The organism is Catenibacterium sp. GCM10023432 (genome assembly GCF_042651925.1).
Lineage (GTDB): Bacteria > Bacillota_I > Bacilli_A > Erysipelotrichales > Coprobacillaceae > Catenibacterium > Catenibacterium mitsuoka.
Genome location: NZ_JBHSEB010000024.1, coordinates 1 through 23,940, shown reverse-complemented (window position 1 = coordinate 23,940; position 23,940 = coordinate 1). Strand labels below are relative to the sequence as shown.

Here is a 23,940-nt window from a genome sequence, read left to right as displayed (position 1 = left end):
GTTTACTTTGGTCTTGCCTAATTCAATAGTAACAATCCTATACGTTTTTCACACGGTGAAATGATAGCACTTACAATATACTTATTCAAGTATTTTTTTAATTAATTGTCTTGTTTTATACTTATAGATAATTCTTACATAAGTTTATCTATTATTAGGTTGAGAAAGAAATCATTGTAGAATGTTTAATCTTTGTCCAATGTTTTTAGTCTTTCTAGCCATTTTGTAATAAAACCATCTTTTAGGAATCCCAGTAATGCCCCATCACAAAATCTTTCTGCACGAATAGCACCATAAATCAAAGCGAGAACACATCTAGCATCTAAATAATCCACCTCTGCTTTAGACATTGGTTCAGCACTCCATTGGATGTTATTATCTTCTAGGATTTTTATGTAACTATGTAATTTCATTTCTTCGTGGTTATCTACAAAAGAATAGACATCCTGAATAAACTGGTCTACAACTCTTGAATAGTCTACAAAAGGGAATTCAAGTGGATGTTCTGGTGTTCCATCATTCTTCTTATCAATAATCCATGTACCAAATTCTGTTCCTGTGAACTCATCTAAATATTTAGTTAGATTTTCATACATATAAATTCCCTCTTTCCTCGTTAATTTCTCAACATTTAACGAAATAACTTTTTTATACCACTCAGTGGAAGCTTTCTTATATCTGTTTCCAGTACCCTCTGCATGATATGTTGCCACACCATCACTGATACAACTAAACCTTTGTACCATTGAACGAATTGCACATGGTACAATTGAAACCCATCGAACGATATCCGCATGGTACATTATTGAACAATTAACTGCTACGACCATCAAGAGGCCTCTTTTCAACTCAACTAATTTTAAATGTCATAAAATATACTGGAAAGTCATATCCATCTCTCGATAAAATTATATCAGCGACTCTTGTCGAAGCGTTAGGATATGATTTTTCTTCATATGCTCTTTTTACTTCTAATGGAAAATTGTAATTTTCTATGTAAGAAGAAAACTTTTCCCAAAAAGCTTCATAGTCCTCCACGTTAACATACGAAACAACAAATGTTGCAGTTCCTAATGCATTATAGTTAATAATCGCCTTATCAATGTGTGTTGCAATATAAGACTTGTTTATACTATCAAGTTTAAGACCCTCAAAAATAGCTATTTCTTTTCCTTTTTTTGTGAGCAAAATATCAACCTCTGCTGCATCTTTACCACTTACGGATATTCCGTGTCTAGTTTGGTCCTTTACCTCATTATAGTCTTTCGCAAACAACATATCTCTAAAATAGTCATTAATACTATTTTCCGTACTATCCTTATTTAGTGAGTAATTTAAGCAAGCTCTCTCTCCAATTTGGATAAGGTCATTAAGAACAACTTGAGCAGTTTCAATATCCGCATTCAATCTATCCTGATTTGTCTCTGGCAGCCCAACAACAACATCATCTTCAAAGAAATATATATTTCTTATTAAAAGCCCAGATTCACTAGATTTTATTGCTCTGTCTATTGCACTAGAAAGCACTAATTTCTTTTCTGATAAGCAATTTATACTTTTTGATGGACCTTCAAAAGTAATGTCGATAGCATGTTTATTCCAATTATCACCTTTTAGTCCAGCATAATATGCTAAACCAACATCATCATACTCATATTTACAATTTATAAAAGCATTTGCAACATCAAATGCATTCATCTGTTGTAGGTATTGTTGAGTACGTTTATCGAAATTAATGGGTAGTTCATAATTAAAATCAAAGTTTCCCATTATTATCACCTCATCCTAAAATATTAGATATTCCAATATTAGCAAGTGCCTCAAGTATACGCTTACCGATAGCCTCTGGATTATAATTCTCAGCCCCACAAAGTAAACGTAATCCATCAAATGTAAGCACTATGCCATATAGCCTATCTTCTTTATATTTTTGGAATTATTCATATTCCTTATAGGTTACCTGTTTCATCTAATTAATCCTTTTGTACGATCTTAAAAAGTTTTTCAGGATTATCCTTCATTTTCCATAGTTCCCTATCATGTTTAATTTTTATGATTGCTTTGTTTGTAATCATAAAATGCTGTATATCACTTTGAGAGTATCCTTGCATTTTCAAATAATATCTTAAAGCCCTAATAACACTTTCACTTTTTTCAAATAATAGTCTATCTTCTGCTTCGTTCATTGGGATACCCCAATACTTATTCAATAAATGAATTATTTTATCATCTGATACGTTCGCCTCATACAATGCAGATACTGTATTTCCTATACCGATTTCTATAGCATCTTCAAACGCGCCATTGGCCCCATCGGCATACACATCTCTAACAACATCAAGCAATGCTGTACCACCTTGTTTGATATAATCAGCTACAACCTCTCCTGTTAGTTTTTCCATCTCTACTCCTCCGTTCTTTTTACATAAATAAGTTCAACATCATATCTAATTTTTTCGTTATTCGAATAAATATCTTAATCAACACTTAGCTATTCTTAATGATTTGATTTACATACAGACTGGATACTTATGATTTCTCCGCAAGCTGAGCCTGCGTTATTCCTTTTTCTATGCACTTAACTTTTACATCTACTTCTATATTATTTTTTTACATATACACTCTCCTCACTCTTGTAAATTTATTGCATAAATAAGACAATTCTTTCTAACGTATCTCGAACGTTTTTTAATGGATCATAAGTTACAGGTTAAGAAATCGTCTTATTTTATACCTATAGATGATAACTGCATAAGTTCATCTTTTGACAAGTTGCAAAACAAATCATTGTCAAAGAATGTTTAACTGTCTTTTCGGTAGATTTTATATAGTTTTACACTTCTACTTTGCTACGACGTTCTCACTATATGCATCCAATGTTTTTAGTCTTTCTAACCATTTGGTAATAAAACCATCTTTTAAGAATGCAAGTAATGTTCCCTCACCAAATCTATCAGCACGAATAGCACCAAAAATTAAGGCAATAATACATTGAGCATCTAAATTATCTACTTCTGCTTTAACCATTGGTTTCCAACTCCATTTGATGCCATTATCTTCTAGGATTTTTATATAACTATGTAATCCCATCTCTTCATGGTTATCTACAAAAGAATAGACATCATGAATAAACTGGTCTACAACTCTTGAATAGTTAACAAAAGGGAACTGAAGTGGATGTTCTGGTGTTCCATCATTCTTCTTGTCAATAATCCATGTACCAAATTCTGTTCCTGTGAACTCGTCTAAATATTTAGTTAGATTATCATACATGCTAATCGCCTCTCTCTTACTTTAATTCACTCTCTAATTGCTTCTTCAATAGTTGTCTTCTATAAGAAACAAATTCCAAAAACGAATCATAGTTATATTGCATATCTGGTAGATAATTTATTTTGCGGTACTGAATTTTATCGGTATCAGTTGGATAGTTTTCTGCAAACCAAACTTCAAAATCCTTGTCCTGTTTTTCAATATTTGGAATAGCAGCTAAGAGCTGAAGATTACTAATATCATTCACATGATCCATATACTCCTCAATTTTATCCTTTGCGATTCCCTTCTTTTGTAGAGAGCTCTTCGTAAACTTACTTTTTGGATAAATGTGGTCTACATGGAACTTGTTGTTATAATCCAAAGAAGGATACAACATCATGAGGATCATCAAAGTATCTGCACGTCCATATTGGAGTTCCAATAAACTATCAATATCATCATCCGTAAATATAATTGATTTGCTTGTTCCTCTTAACCTTTTGATAATCTCATCCAGTGGAAATTCGTTATTTCCATTCGCTTTGATGATTTCACGTAACGGGCGAAGAATGCTGTCAGACTGTCCGCTAAACGCTCTCTTTATCAAAGACATTGTCAGCCATTTCTTAATTTTCTTCCTATTATTAATAGTATTAGAAGATACCTCAAAATTATTCGGATTACCGATTGTCATAAGATAATAAGCAATTGGAATAACAGCATTATTAGATTTTAAGCTATCTCTTGATAATCCAAAGCTTGAAACAAGTAAAAATGCTTGTGTAATAGATGTTTTTATCATTTGCCAATTCTGCTCAATCTTGAGCATATTTTGTTTGTTGAAATTATCGACCTTAAAAGCAATATCACTAAAGCCAGTTAATACTAGTGAAGCTTTTAGAATAAAATCCTTATTCACATTAAATCCAGAACCTATTGTGTTGATATAATCAACAAACTCTGTGATTTCTTTTCTTGCATCTAAAGTTTCCCACTGTGCTGTGGCAATCGATAATAACAAATCTGAGTAACTCAGTACTGTGCCACCACTATTAACACGAATGAAAATTTGTAGAACTTTATCTAGTTTCTCTGATTTCACTTTGTAATAGCTGATACTAGGCTGAGTATGGATTACCTTAAAAAGCTGTGACAATGTATCATTTGCAAAGAGGCACTGTTCCTGTGTGTAATTACCAGAAAAAGCTATATTTTGCATTAGATAATTCATAACAGTTCCTAATTCTGTCATGTCTAATATCTTTCCTACTTGAAACCAGTAATGATCTTTATCATTCTTCACCTCATCAGCAGCAAGAAATGAAAACTCGTATTTAAGCGTTTCATCTTTCGCTTGTTCGACAATATTTAAATAGAGTTTTCTCTCTGGGAATGCAGAGTTATTCTTCCACTGCTTGAACGGTATCTTGTATGCATAGGTTCCTTTTAACCCAATATAAATAGATGTCAATCTTTGTTGACCATCCAAAACAGCCATAACATTGTCATTCCCAGTTAAGTTAACCTTTGGATTATGTCTTGCATTTTTCTCATGATAATTCTGTAAAAAAGAATAAAAATCATAGAGAGTGTTTTGATCCTTAGATAGTTCCCAAAACAGAAATGCTCCAAACGGGTAATCCTGCATTACACTATCAAAAAGTTTTTCTATTTGAGATGTACTCCATACAAACTCTCTCTGTATAGATGGAAGCACATATTTATTCGCAGATATATCCTTTACAACATCTGCAATTGTTAATGGTGATTCATACGCCATAATCTTATACCTCTGCTTTCTTTATTAAATATAGTTCTATGTCATACCCTAAGGCATGCATTATATCCATAACAATTTTTATGATGTAGTTAACATACCTTGTTTGAGCATCAGTAAAACTACACTATTTATATAATAATACAAAACATTTTCTAATCATATTCAATTAAGATAAAAGTCAAAAAATAAACCTTCTAACTTTCCATCACACAACAGCACTTTCTTTCATTTAATCCTGAACTATCTTGTCTATACGATTATTCAAGTGAGTTGTTGCCTTACAGCACACCTCTGTCTAAGTATTGAATACTCAAATATTCTTTTAATAATCTTCTCCTGTTTCATCAAAACCATCATCTACACCTTGTCTATAAGAAGGATCAGTACGGTATCTATCATGATCATAATCGCCATCATCTATTGCTGAATTATAGCCATCATTATAACTACTAGATGATTCACTTGATCCATAACTATTGTATTCCTTCTTAGGTTTTGATGGAGTGTAAGTGCTTGGTCCAGGTTTATTTATTTCATATACTAATTCACCATCAATAGTGAGCTTATCATAATACTGTTGATTTTCTATTTCATAATTATGCTTGTCACCAGATAATTTCATTAGAAATCTATCATCTTCTTGAAAGAATACCATTCTTCCTTCTGATTCAAAAGGTTCACCATCCCAAAATATTTTAGATTCATTCTCATAATAATTCTTATTCCCGTTTACTTCTAGTATCTTGTAGAATAAGTCTTTTGCACCACGTTTAGAATCAATAGCTGATTTATAATAATTATCAACTGTATGACTTGAATAAGTGAAGTCTAGTTGATATACAGGTACACCATATGCTTTATTGTATTCAGCATATGAACAACGATCTACCTTAATAGTAACATCTGGAAGATTACTTGTTTGAATATATTCTTGTATTTCTGGTACATATTCTTTTTGATACATTTCTGCGACTTCTGTAGTCTTAAAGCCATACTTTAGATAATTAGGTATTGGACCTTTCATGAAATCTGTAATAAGTATTATAAGCCCTAATAATATTGAAACAATGAAACTAAATAATACGAAATAAAATAATATGTTATCTTTATTGTGATTTTCTTTCATATGATTGATGTTCCCTCTTTCTATAGTTCTATTTTAGTCTATTTTTAAAAGAAATGTGTTGAGTTAGAGTTCTACAGTGCCTTTTATGAGGGGTTTAAAAATTATTTTTTTTAATATAAAAGAACGGGTGTTAACCGTTCTAGGAAACATATATAAATTAGTTAGTTGATCAATCTTGTCGGAATTGTTGGTCAGGCATATCGAAACATTTGGTCAACCTAGTCGGAATAAATATTATCAGCTCATTGAAGTGATTGAACTTTCTATTTCTGTCCAGTCATCAGATTATGACGAGTGGGGGGGGAGAAAAGACGATTAGTATAATCATAAGAATAAAATGATAAAACTAAAGGAGTCATAATAGGCTCCTTAGAATATATATTAACTAAAGAATAGTTATTTAATTTTTCTTATTACATCAATCATTTCATTAACATTTGCATAACGTTCAGAAGTATTTGATGCAAGCCCCTTTTTGACAAACTTATCAATTGCTGAATTATCAATATCCGATATATTTGTCCTTCCGGTCAAAATATAATACATTAAATAAGTAAGTGCATAGATTTCATGTACCATACTATAACTTGAAAAACCGTCTAACTTTAGCTGAGGGTCATTAAAATAACCTTTAAATTCTGTATCAGCTGTTGTTAACTGACTATTTGGAACTTTAACTAAACCAAAATCAGATACTTTTGCAACTATTAATCCATCATGTTGTTTTATCAAAATATTTTTCGGACTTATATCTCTATGCAACAAACCTTTTGAATGAATATAATTAAATGCACTAAGAATTTGAAAACAGATTCTCTTTCTAGATTTCAAAGATAATTTAGTATTATTTGCTTGTATGTACTGTTCAAGTGTCATATCCAAATATTCCATAATATATTCATTATTTGCTTCATCGTATCTGTATACTTCAATAATATAAGGATGTGATAGTGAATGTAGCTGTTTAAATTCTTGTTTAAATCTTTTAACTTCTTTTTCATCCAAATTTGGCAGTGCTCTTTTTAAAGCAAATTTTTTATTATAAAACTGATCGTAATACTTAAACACCTTGGCATATGAACCTTCACCAATTAATTTCAGATTATAATAATTATGCGTTACATCACTTTCAATCTTAACACTATCTTTCTTGATGAAAATTGGAATTGTATAATAAATAACCACTTGATCCATAAATGATGGTATTGTGCTACCACCAATTTTTTTTAGAAAACTTTTGCATTTTTCTAAAATCTCTGAATAATACTCATCCAATCCGAAAGCACTTTCAGTATTTTTTAATTTATATTGCAAATCATTAATTAACTCTATTGCAAACAATAAATTTCTACTCTCTTCTGCCCAATAGTGAGAAACATTGTCTACCGTTGGTAACCTAGTATTCATCTTTTCATAACATTTATTAATCAAATTGTGCAATGTTGAAAAAATAATCTGTATTTTATCATTGTTAAAACCTTTATATAGCCAACCATATTCATCACTTTCACAATAGGCTATCTGACGATATACACCTTCAAGATAATTATCTATATTCAATTCTTAATCAATCCTTTCCATTTAATCAATATCATAAGTCTATATTTAATTCATCTATTAACCCCCTTGAAGGTACAGAAGCTTTCTTAAATGCATTCTTAATTTTCCTTGATTCATTTTCACCTTTATTCGCAATATGAGAAATAATATCTTTTGCATTATTGATGTTATTAGTAGGAATAAGAATTCGTATCGCCGTACCTTCAAATGAAGTTTCTCCCATATGAGTCTTACCATCATCTATTAGAATATAATTACCATAGCTCATGAGTAAAAAGCTACCATGTAAATATCTACATATTTCACTTGCCATATATAATCCATATCCTGAGTTTGCCCATTCACCATTGCCCACATCTTTTTTTGATGGTCTAAATGATTCTGAAATACCTGCTTTTAAAGCCCACTGTAAAGCACTTTTATTATCAGTAATGTATTTTTTATGTGCTTCGTTTAGTCCCAAACTTTCAAATATTCCTATTCCTTCATCAATAATGCCTATTTCTGCTTCATTATAAGAAGGCCAATACTGACCACAGATCCAAGAAGTATCAGTTTTAGCATGTTCATGTGTATTACGAAGTATCTCCCTAATCAAATAAGTGAGTAGCTTATGTAATTCTACGTTATCCCTGCTAATTACTTTTGCAAGGCGGCCAGATTCTTTTTCTATCAAATCACCCATAACAGCATAATTACCTTTTTTATAGTTATCTTCTTTTAATTCATTAAATTCAATAGCTGTTATAGGAATATAATTATCACTTCCTTTTGATTCACCTGGAAATTTTCCTATTTCTAATTGTGGTGATATATATTTGAAGAACCCCATTGTTCCTAAATAGCTTTTATCCCCATATCCAGAAACAATAAAACGATTATCAGCATATTTACTTCTATACTTTCGTATCATAGCTCCAATAACTAACATTCCTAAAGGCCGAACTTTCCATCGACCTGAAAAATTAAACTCTACAGTCTCTGTAGATTCTAATTCCTTCAATTGCTCTGAAAAAACTAAAGCATCTGTCATTTTCATATTTTTTATACAATATCTCACTTATTATCCCTCCATTCAATTGTAAAACTTGCCAATACATCTATTTGGTAATTATAACACGCTTATCCACTAATGATATGTCATAAACAAATGATTATCATAATAAAGTATTCCACAATCGGAAGATTGCTCGATTCATCACTCGATTCATATAGATGTCAACGTAACATGTTTTGCAAATCCATTATTTAAAATCTTCAAATATTCCAAGATGTTCATCATAGTATTAAAAGGGCATAACAATACTTTGATTACCCGTTTTAGATATACTATATAATTTTGCACTTACAATGAAACTACTACTATTCACTATAAATTTAAAATGGATTCTCAATTATCCTGACTAAGACACCACTTAAACTAACAATAAGTTCAGAATAGTCTCCTTTCAAAGGACTATGAGAATCCAATATTTATAACTTATTACTTTGTAACGATATCAAGCAATGACTTGTAACTATCTACAACATCATAAACAACTTCATTATTACTTATAGCTTTAAAATGTTCTCTTGCACAATGAATCTTTGATTCCTCTATTAAGCGTAACTGCATTGAATTCATAGAACCTTTTGTTTCAGCCACAAAATATATATGTTTAACTGTTCCTTCATAAAATGCAATAGCCCAGTCTGGATTATAATGACCAACTGGAGTTGATATATAGAATCCATCTGGAAGTTTAACATAAACAGCAACATCTTTATTTGAATCAAGTTCAGTCGCAAACTCTAATTCATTTGTAGAATCATAAACAACATGATCATATAAATGTCTCTTAGCCTTCATTGCGTTGACACCTAGACGTCCTTTAATAGTAGGATCAGTAAATATGTCAGTATCGTATTTTTCATCCATTACATCATATGTAATATGCTGAATAATAGCTGTTGCTTTCTCATCATTAATAAGTGATGCGGCTTTGATAATAAACTCTTCTGGATTATCTTTAAACTGATTAAATACAGATGGCTTTATACCTTGAAGAATCTGGATAATAGCCTTTCTAGTTAGACCAGTATCATCTACTAGTTTCCCAATCAAGTCATATTTAACATTTGAACTTGCTGTAACTGTTCTTTGATATGTTCCAGATGTATCTTTTATAAAAGCATTACCGGTAGCTAAGTCTTCTTTAGACTTAATGTCTTCCATAGCACCTTCTTCAACCTTAAAGTAAATCTTTGAAACACGAAGTTTACTATCAAGAGAAGAAATAGCTTTTCTAATAAGTTCATCAGTATCAAAGTTCACTACATAAACAGACTTAGAATTAATTCTAGACCATAAAGCCTTGAATTCAGGCATAGCAAGTTTATCCTCATCCACTTGGAGTTCAACGTTATTACTACGTGCATTTTCCGGTTTCATTGATCTATCACTGTAAATTGAATCAATGATTTCAATAACAGAATCTGCAGAATCAGATACTTCCTCTGCAATCTTCAATTCACCGTTTGCTTTATCTTCGTAGTATTTATCTGTAAGAGCACCCTTTTTATCAATATATCCATTAACAATCAAATCAAAATGAATTGCTCTTCCTGTATCACCATCAACAACTTGTTCGTTACCTCTTTCATCTTTGATTACTTTACCAATAAATAATTCAGGAGTAACTGCTTTAGGTCTATCAGCCACAGCTGCTGCTATTTCAGTCTGCAATCCTTTCGCAAAACTATCATAGCTTTCACTTGCTATAACTGTAAGTACATTTACTTTATGCACATCATTACCAAGAACATTTGCGTCCATACGCTCACCATCTTGGTTAACGCATAAACGAAGTCCACGACCTACTTCCTGACGCTTACGAACGTCGCTACTACTTTGCTTCAAAGTACAAATCTGGAATACGTTAGGGTTATCCCATCCTTCACGTAATGCAGAATGTGAAAAGATAAATCGAACAGGTGATCTTTTAGGATTTCTATCAAGAAGAAGCTCTTTATTTTTCATAATAAGGTCGTATGCATCAACATCATTCGACATTTTTTCTTTAGAGTTTTCTCGCTTTTCATTTGCCTTACTATCAATCATCTTTCCCTTTTTATCTATAGAGAAATACCCAGCATGAGTTTTCTCTGCAGGAATAGAATCAAGATATTTCATATAGTCATCTTCACCAAATTTAATTTGAAGATTATTAATAATATCATTATATTCTTCTTCAAATATATCAGCATATATACCATTATGAGCAACACCTGCAGAATCATATTGTTTATATTTAGCAACTTCATCTATGAAGAATAATGATAATACTTTAATTCCCTTATAAAATAATTCACGTTCTCTTTGGATATGAGAAAGAATTGTTTCTCTTATCTGTATACGACGAATCTGTTCTTCACTGACTTCACCAATAACATCCCCAGCATATAACTTAACACCATTGATAAATTCTATAGAATCATCACGTCCATCAATTCTAGACACAACAAACCCTTGTTTATATTCTTCCATATGACCTGAGTTGTCATAAAGGTTATATCCTTCTGATACAACTCTAGTGATATTATGAATACCTTTAGCACCTTTGCAATCAAATTGAATAGTTGCAGTAGGTGCTGATTTAGATAGATTGATGCTTTCTAGATAGACATAACTTTCAGTAGCAGTTGTTCCAGATTCAACAATACCCTTAACAGCAATTTTCTTAACAAGACGCTTGTTGTAGGCTTCCATAGCATCTAAACGATAAACCATGTTGTATATACTGTCACTCTTATGAGTAGCTGAATATCTTAGCGTTAAAAGTGGATTAAACTGTTTAAGAGTTTCTTTTGTCTTCTTACCTTCTACTGACTGAGGTTCATCAATAATAAGAATTGGATTAGTTTTTGCAATAATATCAATAGGACGGCGTGAACGGAATTCATCTAGTTTCATATAAATACGTCTTGCATCTTTACCTCTTGCGTTAAATGCCTGTGAATTGATAATCATTACATTAATAGAATTATCTGATGCAAAACGATCGATTTCTGTTAACTGAGAAGAATTATAGATAAAGAAACGTACTTTTTTTCCATACTCTTCAGCAAAGTGTTCCTGTGTAACTTGGAAAGACTTATAAACACCTTCACGAATAGCAATACTAGGAACAACTACAATAAACTTACTCCACCCATAGTGCTTATTAAGTTCATACATTGTTTTGATGTAAGTGTATGTCTTACCAACACCCGTTTCCATGTCTATTGTAAGATTATATCTTCCTTCTAAATCTGCTGAAGGCTCTATCTGGTTTTTCCTTTGTATTTTTCTTATATTCTCTAAGACTTGACCATCAGTTAGTTGAGGTACAATCTTATGGTTACTCCAACCAGTAAAATCTTCTTCTTCAGTTATTGATTGTTGATAAAGTCCTGAACCTTTGTCCATCATATAGGAAGGAGTTAAATAAGGTTGACCAGCAAATACATCTACAACTGCTTTAGCTGCATCTGCTTGAAATTTTTGATGTTTAAATTGTAGTTTCATAGCTAACCTCCCTATATAACTTTCACTCTTGTATCAGGTGCTAATAACTTAAATATTTCACCTACATTAATCTTAGATGGACTATCTGAGAAGCTGCTATCACGGAATACTACACGAAGTGGTTGTTTCTTAGCAATTGCTTTTACTACGCTATCTGGTACATTTTCATCAAAGCATGCAATAAGATCACCATCATTATAATCATGTACAGTACAGCCATCTATTTCTTCTGAACTATATGGAAGAGATAAAGGAAGACCCCACTCTAATAGACAACCAAATAATAGGTCTAAATCTGTGCGATCTGGTTTGATGTTTGATTCCAATGATGATAATAAATCTTGACTATATTCTGATGGATTGTAGTAAACATCTGTCATATTAGAATCATCGAGTTTAAAAACTCTAAAACCGATATCTAAATCCGATAATAACAACGGATTAGAATCAACTAGCTTATTACCTGCCAACTTCAATCTTTCAATAGCAACATCACAAATCGTATTATACCCTTTTATCTTTTTATCACATCGTTCAGGCAACTGGACCATAATATACTTTCGTTTTCCCAAATCTTGAGAGTTCAAATGCATAACTGCATGCGCCGTCGAACCTGAGCCAGAAAAAAAATCTAAAATTGTTCCATGTCCATCATCTATCATCTGAATAAGTCTTTCAAGTAATTGAATTGGTTTTTGCCCATTAGGAAAGGAAATTCCCGATTCATTAGCTAAATTATTATAGTTTATATCATCCCATAAATTCCCAGCATTATCCAATTTGTAAATACCATCTTTTTCAATTGATACAACCTCTTTTAAATATGTAACCATATTTCGAACAGCATCTTTATAATATATAGTTGTTACTTGTCCAGCATTTTTTCCTTTAGTGGGAACATAATCAATACTAATAAGTTCAGATGATATATCTGTTGACTCTTCCATAACTCTTTTTCTGATTGACGTTTGTGCATTTGTAGTTCTAAAAATTTTTTCAATATTAGCATAATATGCTTTTTTTAAGTCTCCACCAAATTCCTTTTCAGCAATTTGACTAATAGATTGAAACTTATAATTTGAATGTGAATAAATCTTTATTTCATCACCATTTCCAGTAAGAATAGTTTTAATAAATTTCCTTTCTCCAGTAGTAACTAAGACACTAGTGTATTTCCAACTCTTTCCATTTTCTGCATATGTATGAATATAATCCATCAATTCCTGTTTCTTTTTTGGCATCATATTTATCATTAGTTCCGAAGCATTTCTACAATAAAACAATATATATTCAGTATTATTTTGAAGACTCTTACCCATATAACTACCACTAACACCTGCAACTTTAGTTTTTATAGAAATAACGTTACAGAAATTTGCACTTCCAAAAACTTCATCTGCAACCTGTTTCAAATTAAATAATTCACCTTCATCAATTTGAATAAATATGGCGCCTTTATCAGACAATAAATTTCTACATAAAGATAAACGTGTATACATCATAGAAATCCAAGCTGAGTGAAATTTAGAATTGCTTCTTGTATTTTCTTGAAATAACTTATTACCTAAATCATCATATAATCCAATACCCGAATCATAATCTTCATCATCCATAACATAATTATCGGGATAGATAAATGAATCACTACCAGTATTATAAGGTGGATCAATATAAATCATATTAATTTTACCTAAATAACTTTCTTGTAAAAGTTTTAAAACATCTAGATTATCACCCTCTATATATAAATTTTTCGTACTATCCCAATCAACAGATTTATCCTTGCACGGGCGAAGTGTTTTTCGAATAGGTCTGTTGGCTTCCACAATTGCAGCTTTCTTTCCAACCCATGTAAACTCATAAGCTTCATCGCCTTCAAGAACATCACCTGAAAGCATCTGCTTTAATAATTCGAAGTTGATAGTTTTTTTAGGATTTCCATTTTCATCAACTGTTTCTGTGATGCAATTGGGGAAAATAGCACCTATTTTATCTATATTTTGAGCGGTCATATCGACTGATTCCATTTTCATTTTTTCCATTTGAGTCTCCTCCTAAAAATTTTCGAACATGACTTAAATCTATAGAAAAAAGTATTTCTAATACTTTTTATCAAATATAATAAATAAGTCAAAATTTTTCTCATAATGATTTAAATCTATATCTTCGTATTTTTCTTATATTTTCTAAGATTAAACCGTCAATTAATTAAGATACAATCTTATGATTACGCCAACCGGTAAAATATTCTTCAGTTATTGATTGTTGGTAAAGTCCTGAACCTTTATCCATCATATAAGAAGGAGTTAAATAAGGCTGGCCAGCAAATGCTTTAGCTGCATCTGCTTGGAATTTTTTATGCTTACATTGTAGCTTCATAGCCAACCTCCTTAAATAACTTTCACTCTTGTATCAGGTGCTAATAATTTAAATATTTCACCAACATTAATCTTTGATGGACTATCTGAAAAACTACTGTCACGAAATACTGCACGAAGTGGTTGTTTCTTAGCAATTGCTTTTACTACGCTATCTGGTACATTTTCATCAAAGCATGCAATAAGATCACCATCATTATAATCATGTACAGTACAGCCATCTATTTCTTCTGAACTGTATGGAAGAGATAAAGGGAGACCCCATTCTAATAGACAACCGAAAAGTAGGTCTAAGTCGGTACGATCAAGTTTGATGTTTGATTCTAATGATGATAATAAATCTTGACTATATTCTGATGGATTGTAGTAAACATCTGTCATATTGGAATCATCGAGTTTAAGAACACGGAATCCTGTATCAAGATCTAGTGTTGTGAGTGGACTTTCTTCTTTTATTTTCTTACCAGCTCTTCTTATTCTTTCTTTGCCGATTTCGCATATGTTTTTATAACCTGCTTTAAATGCTTCACTTTTCTCATCACAAAGTTCAGGCAATTGGACCATAATAAATTTGCGATGACCACCATCTTCAGCATTCAATTGCATAGTTGCATGAGCTGTTGTAGCGCTACCACTAAAAAAATCAAGAATAATCGAATCTTCAGTTTGTACAAATCCTATCAATTTACTTATTAATTCAACAGGCTTAGAATAATTGAAATAGTTATTAGTTCCAAATAATGTTTTCATGATAGTAGCCGCATTAGCATTTAGAACATCAGTTATGAGATTCTTATGTGGTGCTGATCGCTCTATTGGTCTATTTTCATTATCGACTTTTAGATAGTTTTTATAACAAACTGACCATCCACACTTCTTTTTATCTGTTCGTCTGAACTCTATAAAATCATTTTCTCTTGCCCACTCAATTTTACTTTTCCCCCACTTCCAAATCCAACCATCATTTAAATACTCTGTTCTACCATTTGGAAAAGCTATAGTCCCATCTGGACATTCAATACCATAATTAAGAGAGTCACTGTACGATAACCCACCCCTATCTAAGTTATCAATATAATAGGGCCCTCTTTCTTCTAAATATTCATCAGAATATTTATATCTATTCCTATCAAATGATTCTGTATTTCTTGTGAAAGTCAGATTATAAAAAGAACTATTTTTAGCATAGACAAGAACATTCTCAGTTATAGTAGCTATCCCCTTAGCATCTGATGCTCCTGTCTTTTTTTGCCATACAAAATTACAAACAAAATTTTTTACATCAAAGACTTCAGAACATATTTTCATTAAATTATCAACTTCATTATCATCAATACTAATGAAAATAACTCCATCATCTGCCAATAAATTCCTTGACAGCATTAATCTTGAGTAAATCATAGAGCACCAATCTGAGTGAAAGCGTCCATTTGAATCAGTATTTTTAAACATTCTTCTTCCTTCATCATCAATTTCTCCACTTTCTTCTGAGTAATCCTTACAATTTACTTTAAAATCATCATTATATATGAAATCATTTCCTGTATTATATGGCGGATCAATATAAATCATTTTTATTTTACCAAGATAACTTTCTTGTAAAAGCTTAAGCACTTCTAGATTATCACCCTCTATATATAAATTTTCTGTATTATCCCAATCAACTGATTCATCTTTGCATGGACGAAGTGTTTTTCTAATAGGCTTATTTGCTTCCACAATTGAAGCTTTCTTACCTACCCAAGTGAACTCATATGCTTCATCACCATCAAGAACATCATCTGATAGCATTTGCTTTAACATATCAAAATTAATAGCCTTCTTAAGCTTACCATTTTCATCTACTGTTTCAGTAATGCAATTAGGAAATAGTTCACCTATTTTTTCAACATTTTGTGCAATTATATCAACTGATTCCATTTTCATTTTTTCCATTTGATTCTCCTCCTAAAAATTTCTGAACATGACTTAAATCTATAGAACAAAACACTCCAGATTTTTCTTTATCAAATCCAATAAGCACATCAAAATTTTGCTCATAATGATTTAAATATATATCTTCATAACAAAATGAAAGTACATATTTTCCAAGATTTTCACTATTTTGAGAACAATCTTCTGAAAATATATGAAATTTAAAAATCACCCCTGGTTTCATAGATTGTGGTTGCGTATACTGTCTATCCTTAGATAATATCTCTTTGCGATTTAGTCCTATTCTCATTCTAATTGCAGTGCCATTTCCTACATTTTCTATTTCTAAAGGTATGCAAACACAAAAGTGTTTTTTTATTTCTCTTTCGTTTTCATTTTTGCTTGTAACCCATTCTCTTCCGCAATTATCACGTAATCTCTGCTGATCAGGTGTCAAACCCGTCTTATATTCAATCTTTCCATTTTTTAGAATGCAGTAAAAATCAGTAATCTTATATTCAAAATATCCTTCAGTTGGACGGTCCTTTGCATTTTCTTGAGCAATCGTCTCCATAGTTGGAAAAATACTTCTAATAGACCTACTACGTAACATATCTACTACTATAAATGGCAAAGAGCGATATCTAACATCTTCCCTGTAATTCTTCTGACTATATTGTATTGTAATAAATATCCCATAAATTGCTAAAAAAGCAGCAATTATAGCTCCATAATAAGATAAAGCAGCTGAAGCATCCCATTCAGCAGTTAGAAACCATATTGGTGATTTTATCTTAAATAGAATATTTATCACAATTGGACCACCAAAAATTAATAGCAGTAGAACAAAAAATATTTTATAGTTTTTCTTCAACCAGTCTTTCAAATGTTCATTAACTCCTTCTTTAATTTCTTCAGTTCTCCATTCATTTGCATTTGCTTATTCAACTGTTGCTCTTTACGAATCTTACCCTGTAATACAGATATCTGTTTTTCTAACTGCTTCCTATGTTCATCTCTTGCTACAGAAGCTTTTAAGCTTTCTCCACTTGTTTCAGCCTTTAACTTATCACCTGCAATCTGACGCACAAAGTTTTCATATACTGCATCAACATTCAATCCTTCAAGTTTTAATGGTAACTCATCCTCTGGTAACCATTCTGTATGATAATAACAATTTACCTTAAATGCTTTATTACCAGAAACAGCTGCTTCCTTATATCCTATCCAGGCTTGATACTTTCCCTTATACTCTAATAAGAAAAGAATATGATAAGGGATTGTTCTATCTATTTGACGTAACAATCCTTCATCTAAAACTGGAGTATTTAGTCTTACCTCAAATACTTCTAATTCTGTTACTTCATTTCCTTGAGCTAAGTTAGTAGTAGAAGCTGCTATTTTGTTTTTCCAATAGATAATCTTAACCTGCTCAACGAATACCTTTCGTAATGCAGGTGTTATATCTATATTCTCATAGAACTTCTGTTTTGGAATTCTTCTATTAAATTCCGTTGTCTTAGGCAATCCTATCATCGTTCGCCCTCCGTTATTACTTAATTACTAAGAAACAAATAAGTTCAAAATCATCTAATCCTGATACTGAAGACATCAATGCAGATGTACCACCTGCAGAGAATAAGCTATCAATATCACTTTCTTCTTTAGAATTGATAATAGATTCAATCGCTTCACTAAGAAGTTCAGACATTTCAACCATATCTCTTCCATCATCTGTTTCTTCATTAAATTGATGGCATAAATGTTTTATCGGTTCATTCTTTCCTCTACAAAGAAGTCTAATATCATCTAACATCTTCTTAGGATTCAAATAATCACAAATAACTTCTCCGTCAATTCCAATATATACCATATAGAAAGGATGAATTCTGTTTTGATTATCAATATTTACACTGTTGTTTATATTTCTAAGTACAAAGATAACGCCTTCTGGTAAATCCTCTGTTGCAGGAACTACAGCATGAAGTCCTTTTGGCTTCTTTTCTAAATCTGGATGTGTCTTTACATATTCTAATAGATCAAGTCTAAACTCATTAAGACCTAAATCCATAATAGAGATACCTGAAGACATATCCTCTATATCAACTACTTCTTCTTGCAATCGTTTTAATTGCTGTTTACGGTATTCAAGATCACCCTTCTCTTCTGGATTAATTAAATCATCATCACCTGTAGAAGTCATAATAGAAATCTTCATTCTTGTCTCTACACGACTCTTTAAGTTAATGTATTCATCTAAGTCCATATCAGGCCAGAAGTTCACCAATTGGATATATTGATTCTTACTTCCAATACGATCAATTCTACCAAAACGCTGAATAATACGCACTGGATTCCAATGAATATCATAATTCACCAAATAATCACAATCCTGTAAGTTCTGCCCTTCTGATATACAGTCTGTCGCAATTAATATATCAATATCAGCATCACTTTCAGGCATTAATAAAGCCTTGCCTTTTGAGATAGGTGAAAAGCATGTCAGTACATTGTTGAGACTTGCTTTAAATCCTTTAATAGTTGTTTTACCATCTATTGAACCTGTAATGACTGCAGTATTTAAACCGTATTTCTTTTTAACATAAGTACTTACATGTTCATATAAGTATTCTGCAGTATCTGAGAAAGCAGAAAAGATAAGTACTTTCTTGTTTCCAGGATTAATAGGATTTTCAATCTTATCAGACACCAACTTTAAGAGTTCTTGTAGTTTACTATCATGTTCTGGAGTAATATCTGCAACCATGAGTGTTAATAACTCTAAAGTCTTAGCATCCTTTTCTAGTTCTGCACGCCAAGTCTTATAATCCATATCTGCCAAATCAATCTTTACCTTCTTACCAACGGTAAAGTAATCTGTATTATTATCATCTATATCCCATTCAGAATCTGATGCTTCATACATATCAATATCTGAATGTCCATACTTTTCAAATCTATCAATAGATTTGATTGTCTCATCAATAAGTGACTCAATACGTTTTAATGTCAGCTGGAATGAATTCACTGAGCTTTCTAATCTCTTCAATAGATTAATACTCATTAATCTACGTATACCTTGTTCACGACCAGTCTGAGTCAAGTTATCAGCTTTATTATGAGTAATATCAATATACTTCTTCATCTTACTAGGGAAGATATAGTTTGAAGGTGTATAAATGCAAAGTGATAACATCATCAATAATCCATAAATCTGATTATAGTTAATAGCTGAGTCCAAGTCTGTAAGTTGTGGTCTTAAACTAATTGGCTTCTTTCTTTCAGGAAATTTACCAATTTCTGCAGTATTATAGTACTTTTCAATATGTTTTCTAGAACGTGCAATAGTAACACTGTCTAATAGTTCAAAGAAATCAAAATCTAATGTCTTTAATAAAGCATCAGTTGTTTTATCTCGAGCATCTAGTTTACTCCAAGCATTAAAAGCTTTTTGTGCTTGTCTAAATATTTCATCAACAGTCTTACTTGTATCTAACTTATTATTGATAAGTTCTGAATCACCTTCATAGGCAATAGCTAACTGGTTCTTTAAGTCTATAAACTTATTATTAACAGGTGTTGCCGAAAGCATTAAAACCTTAGTTTTTACACCTGTTCTAATAACTTTATCCATCAATTTCACATATCTGTTTTCTACTGTATTCGCATGTGTTCCTGCACCATTACGGAAGTTATGTGATTCATCAATAACAACTAAATCATAGTTACCCCAGTTTAATCGATCTAAATCTAAACCATTAGAAATACCATGTGATCTAGATAAATCTGTATGGAATAAAACATCATAATTAAGTCTATCTGCTGCAATAGGATTATTCACATAGTTATCCTTATATGTATTCCAGTTTTCAGATAATTTCTTAGGGCATAAAACAAGAACACTTTTATTTCTACTCTCATAATACTTTACTACAGCAAGTGCTGTATAAGTCTTACCAAGCCCTACGCTATCTGCAAGAATACATCCATTATATCTTTCTAACTTATTGATTATTGCTAGAACAGCATCACGTTGGAAATCATATAGCATATTCCATATTTTACTTTGTTTAAATCCTGTTGCTTCATTAGGCAATTCATCTTCTGAAATATCATCTAAAAACTCACTGAACACATGATATAAAGTCATGTAATAAATGAACTCTGGTGAATTTTCATTATAAGCAGTCGAAATATTTTCAATTACTACATCTGTAACATCTTGAAGTTTCTTCTTATCATTCCATAATGATTCAAATAACTGTATATATTGAGCAGAAAAAGGAGCTTCAAAACGATTTGTCATATTATAACTATTATTTCCTCTATCACAACCAATATCCACAGTAGTAAAGCCACTAATAGGCATATAAGCCACATTACTTGTTGGTCCTGTTACAGTCATAAAACCACCCATAATCTCATTAGTTGTATTAGATTTGAATGTTGCTTTTCTTCTAATCCAATCAGCACATTCTTTTGCGATAGCTTTCTGAGTCATTTCATTACGTAGCTTTATTTCAAATTCTGTACCATATAAACTACTTTCACGATTGAGTCTTGGAATATAGAATTCTCTCTTTTGTTTCTCTGATTTTTCTGTAACGAATGTAGGAGAAGTAAAAATAAAACGACATTCATCTACTTGTTCCAACTGTTTTCTTAGTTCTTTATATGCATACATAGAAAAACATGCAGCAGCAATTGAAACCTTACTCCCTTTACATATAGTAGATGCCATATCATCACGGACTATTTCCGTAACGTTATCAAATATTTTAACGTCCATTTGTTCATCTCCTCACTCTAATGTATATATGTTTTTTTACTTGTCTTAAACTTATTATTTGTGATAAAACCTGTATTCATAATTATACGATAAGATTCACAAAACATAAACCTAGACCTATAAATATATTATATATTTGTGAATAACACTAATAGACTATCCTAAGATATATTTTACTACTTTCCAACTGTTCGTGCATGCAATTGATGCTTCACACCGACTATTATTAGGTGTTTATAGATATTTTCTCGAAAACTTTATCACTTACTCCCATTAAACTGTAAACATTAAAAAAGAACGGCTAAAACCGTTCTCATCTTGACAAGGAAGACCTGCCATAAACTATCTTCTTTAAATCCTTCCTGTTTTTAGGTTCAATATCATAATTATCCATCCTACTTATGAAAACATACTTGTTGTCAATTGTAATCAATACAATTAATCCTAATAAAATTCTAGATACACTATCTTTTAATTTAAGAAACTACTTTATCCATCCATATCGCCAAGAATATTCTTTAGAAAATATACTCTTTAATGCAGTAATAGAGAAGCTTTCTCTAACTCCTGTTAATTGTAAACATCCAATTTTTTTAGTTGCTTTCTCATCTACTATTTCAGCAACAATCATTTCAGTTCCATCATCTTCAACTACTACGTATTCAGTGCTATCATATCTAAATCTCTTGCCATTATACAATGTTTGCCTGAATGGTTTAGGCTTAGTCTCTACCAAGCTGATATCAAAGTTTCTTAAAACATGCCCCTCAAATAAACATTGTAATGGACTTACTTTTCTAGATATACCATACATTCCTTTGCTTCTACTTACAAACTGCAATGATTCATTTGGTACTACAAATGAATCTGATTCTAAACTAGTATCTATCATTGATTTATCAGTCATCGTAGATAACAAATATCCTGATTGTCCTGCTTTTGAATTATACTTTTGTTGTATTAATTTGAGTTTCTCTTCACTATGACCCGTACGTCCTAGTGATTTAATAACATTATCAAAAGAGCCTAAAGTTTCTACTAATTCAAATTTAGGAGAATAATAATAATTCAAACTATTCTCATATGGATTTAGCATAATATGATGATAAAAATCAATATCAACAATAGTTCCATGAATAGTACCATTAAGACCAAGTTCTTTTAATTCTTTTGATAATTTCTTTTGAACTCTTCTTAATGGCAATAATGATTTCAGATACTTTGACAAAACTATATCAAAATTCTCACAAATCCACATCATATCTGTTGATTCAGTAATTTTTTTATTCTTTCCACCATCTAGAATAAAGATACCTCTAGAGTTCCCTTTTGTTCTAACCATAAAAAAGCCATAATAACCTCTTCGCTTTAATACGTATAAAAGGGATTTTCCACTATGTAAACTTTGATTCAATCTGGCACCTTTTGATATCCTTTTTGCAATATATCTATAGAATGATAAATAATCTTCTAAGGTTGTTTGATACAAACCATCTGATAACTCACCATATGGATTCAAACAAACTCCAGTTATAGCCTTTCTAAATCGAAAATCATTATCTTTATATCCTATCTGGTTATCTGCATAAACAACTTTCTCTTCATTCTTTATGAATTCATTTATATGTGTATGTCCAGTAAAGTAAATAGCTTCCTTATCATAATGATTATTTAAACAAGCAGATACTGGATAATGAGATGCACATATAAAACAAAGACCATGCTTTTTAGCATATGCTAATGCTTCATAATATCCTTTCTCAAAAGCATCAGTTTCTTTTATTTCATCTTCTCTTGAGAAACATTTACAGCATATTACTCTATTAGCATTCCAGTTTTCATCATACTTTGCAAAACCCGTACCTCCGTAAATGAGATATTCATTACCTAGTTTATAATCATTATGTAAAAGGGTAATCCCTAGTTTTGATAACTGTTCCCTGAAATATTCCACACCTTCACTCACATTGTTAAAATCAATAAAATCATGATTTCCTAAAACCACATAAATATTATTTCTAAATGAATGTTTGTAATCTAACAATGTAATTTCTTCTACTGGCTTATTATATTCTCTTTCAAAATACTCTACATTAAATCTCCAATGAATTTTCTTACTCTCATATTCTTTAATATGCTTACAATATTGTCCACTAAGATCCATAAGTTTTATCACAAGTACAATTTTTTCTATGGTTAATTCGGAGGTGCGGACAATTTCTTGGACCTGTTATTTAAATAAGATCCAGTAATTGTCTGTACTCTTTTGGACTTAGATAATTTAGCGATTGTTTTATTCTTTTGGTATTGTACCACTCAATATATTCATTGATAAGAGCTGTGAATTTTTCTATACTTATATTATTCCATTTTCTTCCGTAAAACATTTCGTTTTTCATTCTTCCAAAAAAGCCCTCACATGCAGAATTGTCTGGCGAGCATCCTTTCTTAGACATGCTTCTTTGAAAGCCGTACTTGCTCATTCTACTGATCCATCCTGGCCATCGATAATGTGCTCCACAATCACTGTGTACGATTGGCCTTTCTCCGTTTTTTAGTGTTTCATGGTATTCATCCAGCATGCTGTTGACG

At 31.3% G+C, this 23,940-nt stretch carries 17 protein-coding genes; all 17 read right to left on the bottom strand.

The features are described from left to right. Window positions 1-185: 185 nt before the first annotated feature. Complete coding sequence (locus ACFOZZ_RS03870; RefSeq protein ID WP_376814750.1) at window positions 186-596, bottom strand: DUF6508 domain-containing protein; 411 nt, start codon at window positions 594-596, stop codon at window positions 186-188. Between the two features lie 253 nt (window positions 597-849). Next, window positions 850-1,770 (bottom strand): hypothetical protein, encoded by a 921-nt coding sequence (locus tag ACFOZZ_RS03865; protein WP_376814749.1) that lies wholly within the window; start codon window positions 1,768-1,770, stop codon window positions 850-852. Window positions 1,771-1,973: 203 nt separating this feature from the next. Continuing rightward, a complete protein-coding gene (locus tag ACFOZZ_RS03860; protein WP_376814748.1) occupies window positions 1,974-2,402 on the bottom strand; it encodes a hypothetical protein in 429 nt (142 codons plus the stop codon). A gap of 439 nt (window positions 2,403-2,841) precedes the next feature. Beyond that, window positions 2,842-3,273, bottom strand: coding sequence for a DUF6508 domain-containing protein (locus ACFOZZ_RS03855; protein ID WP_376814747.1), 432 nt, complete (start codon window positions 3,271-3,273; stop codon window positions 2,842-2,844). 16 nt (window positions 3,274-3,289) lie between these two features. Next, the gene (locus tag ACFOZZ_RS03850; protein ID WP_376814746.1) at window positions 3,290-5,035 is read right to left on the bottom strand and encodes a DUF262 domain-containing protein; all 1,746 of its coding nucleotides are present in this window, start codon (window positions 5,033-5,035) and stop codon (window positions 3,290-3,292) included. 322 nt (window positions 5,036-5,357) lie between these two features. Further along, window positions 5,358-6,161, bottom strand: a complete 804-nt coding sequence (locus ACFOZZ_RS03845; RefSeq protein WP_376814745.1) for a hypothetical protein — start codon at window positions 6,159-6,161, stop codon at window positions 5,358-5,360. Between the two features lie 396 nt (window positions 6,162-6,557). Next, window positions 6,558-7,721 (bottom strand): serine/threonine-protein kinase, encoded by a 1,164-nt coding sequence (locus ACFOZZ_RS03840; RefSeq protein WP_376814744.1) that lies wholly within the window; start codon window positions 7,719-7,721, stop codon window positions 6,558-6,560. A gap of 31 nt (window positions 7,722-7,752) precedes the next feature. Next, on the bottom strand, window positions 7,753-8,781 hold the full coding sequence (locus ACFOZZ_RS03835) for an ATP-binding protein (protein WP_376814743.1): 1,029 nt from the start codon (window positions 8,779-8,781) through the stop codon (window positions 7,753-7,755). A 423-nt stretch (window positions 8,782-9,204) separates the two neighbouring features. Further along, window positions 9,205-12,267 carry a type III restriction-modification system endonuclease gene (locus ACFOZZ_RS03830; RefSeq protein WP_376814742.1) on the bottom strand — a complete coding sequence of 1,021 codons (3,063 nt, stop codon included), beginning with the start codon at window positions 12,265-12,267 and terminating at the stop codon, window positions 9,205-9,207. An 11-nt stretch (window positions 12,268-12,278) separates the two neighbouring features. Continuing rightward, entirely contained in the window at window positions 12,279-14,309 is a 2,031-nt protein-coding gene (locus ACFOZZ_RS03825; RefSeq protein WP_376814741.1) for a site-specific DNA-methyltransferase, read from the bottom strand. A 166-nt stretch (window positions 14,310-14,475) separates the two neighbouring features. Next, a complete protein-coding gene (locus ACFOZZ_RS03820; protein WP_376814740.1) occupies window positions 14,476-14,646 on the bottom strand; it encodes a hypothetical protein in 171 nt (56 codons plus the stop codon). An 11-nt stretch (window positions 14,647-14,657) separates the two neighbouring features. Further along, entirely contained in the window at window positions 14,658-16,580 is a 1,923-nt protein-coding gene (locus ACFOZZ_RS03815; protein WP_376814739.1) for a site-specific DNA-methyltransferase, read from the bottom strand. Further along, window positions 16,552-17,445: a hypothetical protein gene (locus ACFOZZ_RS03810; RefSeq protein ID WP_376814738.1), complete on the bottom strand. Its 894-nt coding sequence runs from the start codon at window positions 17,443-17,445 to the stop codon at window positions 16,552-16,554. Before ACFOZZ_RS03810 ends, ACFOZZ_RS03815 begins: the two co-directional genes overlap by 29 nt. After that, window positions 17,442-18,095 carry a DUF4391 domain-containing protein gene (locus ACFOZZ_RS03805; protein ID WP_376814737.1) on the bottom strand — a complete coding sequence of 218 codons (654 nt, stop codon included), beginning with the start codon at window positions 18,093-18,095 and terminating at the stop codon, window positions 17,442-17,444. Before ACFOZZ_RS03805 ends, ACFOZZ_RS03810 begins: the two co-directional genes overlap by 4 nt. A 16-nt stretch (window positions 18,096-18,111) precedes the next feature. Next, window positions 18,112-21,348, bottom strand: a complete 3,237-nt coding sequence (locus tag ACFOZZ_RS03800) for a helicase-related protein (protein ID WP_376814736.1) — start codon at window positions 21,346-21,348, stop codon at window positions 18,112-18,114. A 484-nt stretch (window positions 21,349-21,832) separates the two neighbouring features. Continuing rightward, window positions 21,833-23,524 (bottom strand): metallophosphoesterase, encoded by a 1,692-nt coding sequence (locus tag ACFOZZ_RS03795; protein ID WP_376814735.1) that lies wholly within the window; start codon window positions 23,522-23,524, stop codon window positions 21,833-21,835. Between the two features lie 58 nt (window positions 23,525-23,582). After that, window positions 23,583-23,940 (bottom strand): transposase (locus ACFOZZ_RS03790; protein ID WP_376814734.1); only part of this gene is annotated, 358 nt, incomplete at its 5' end.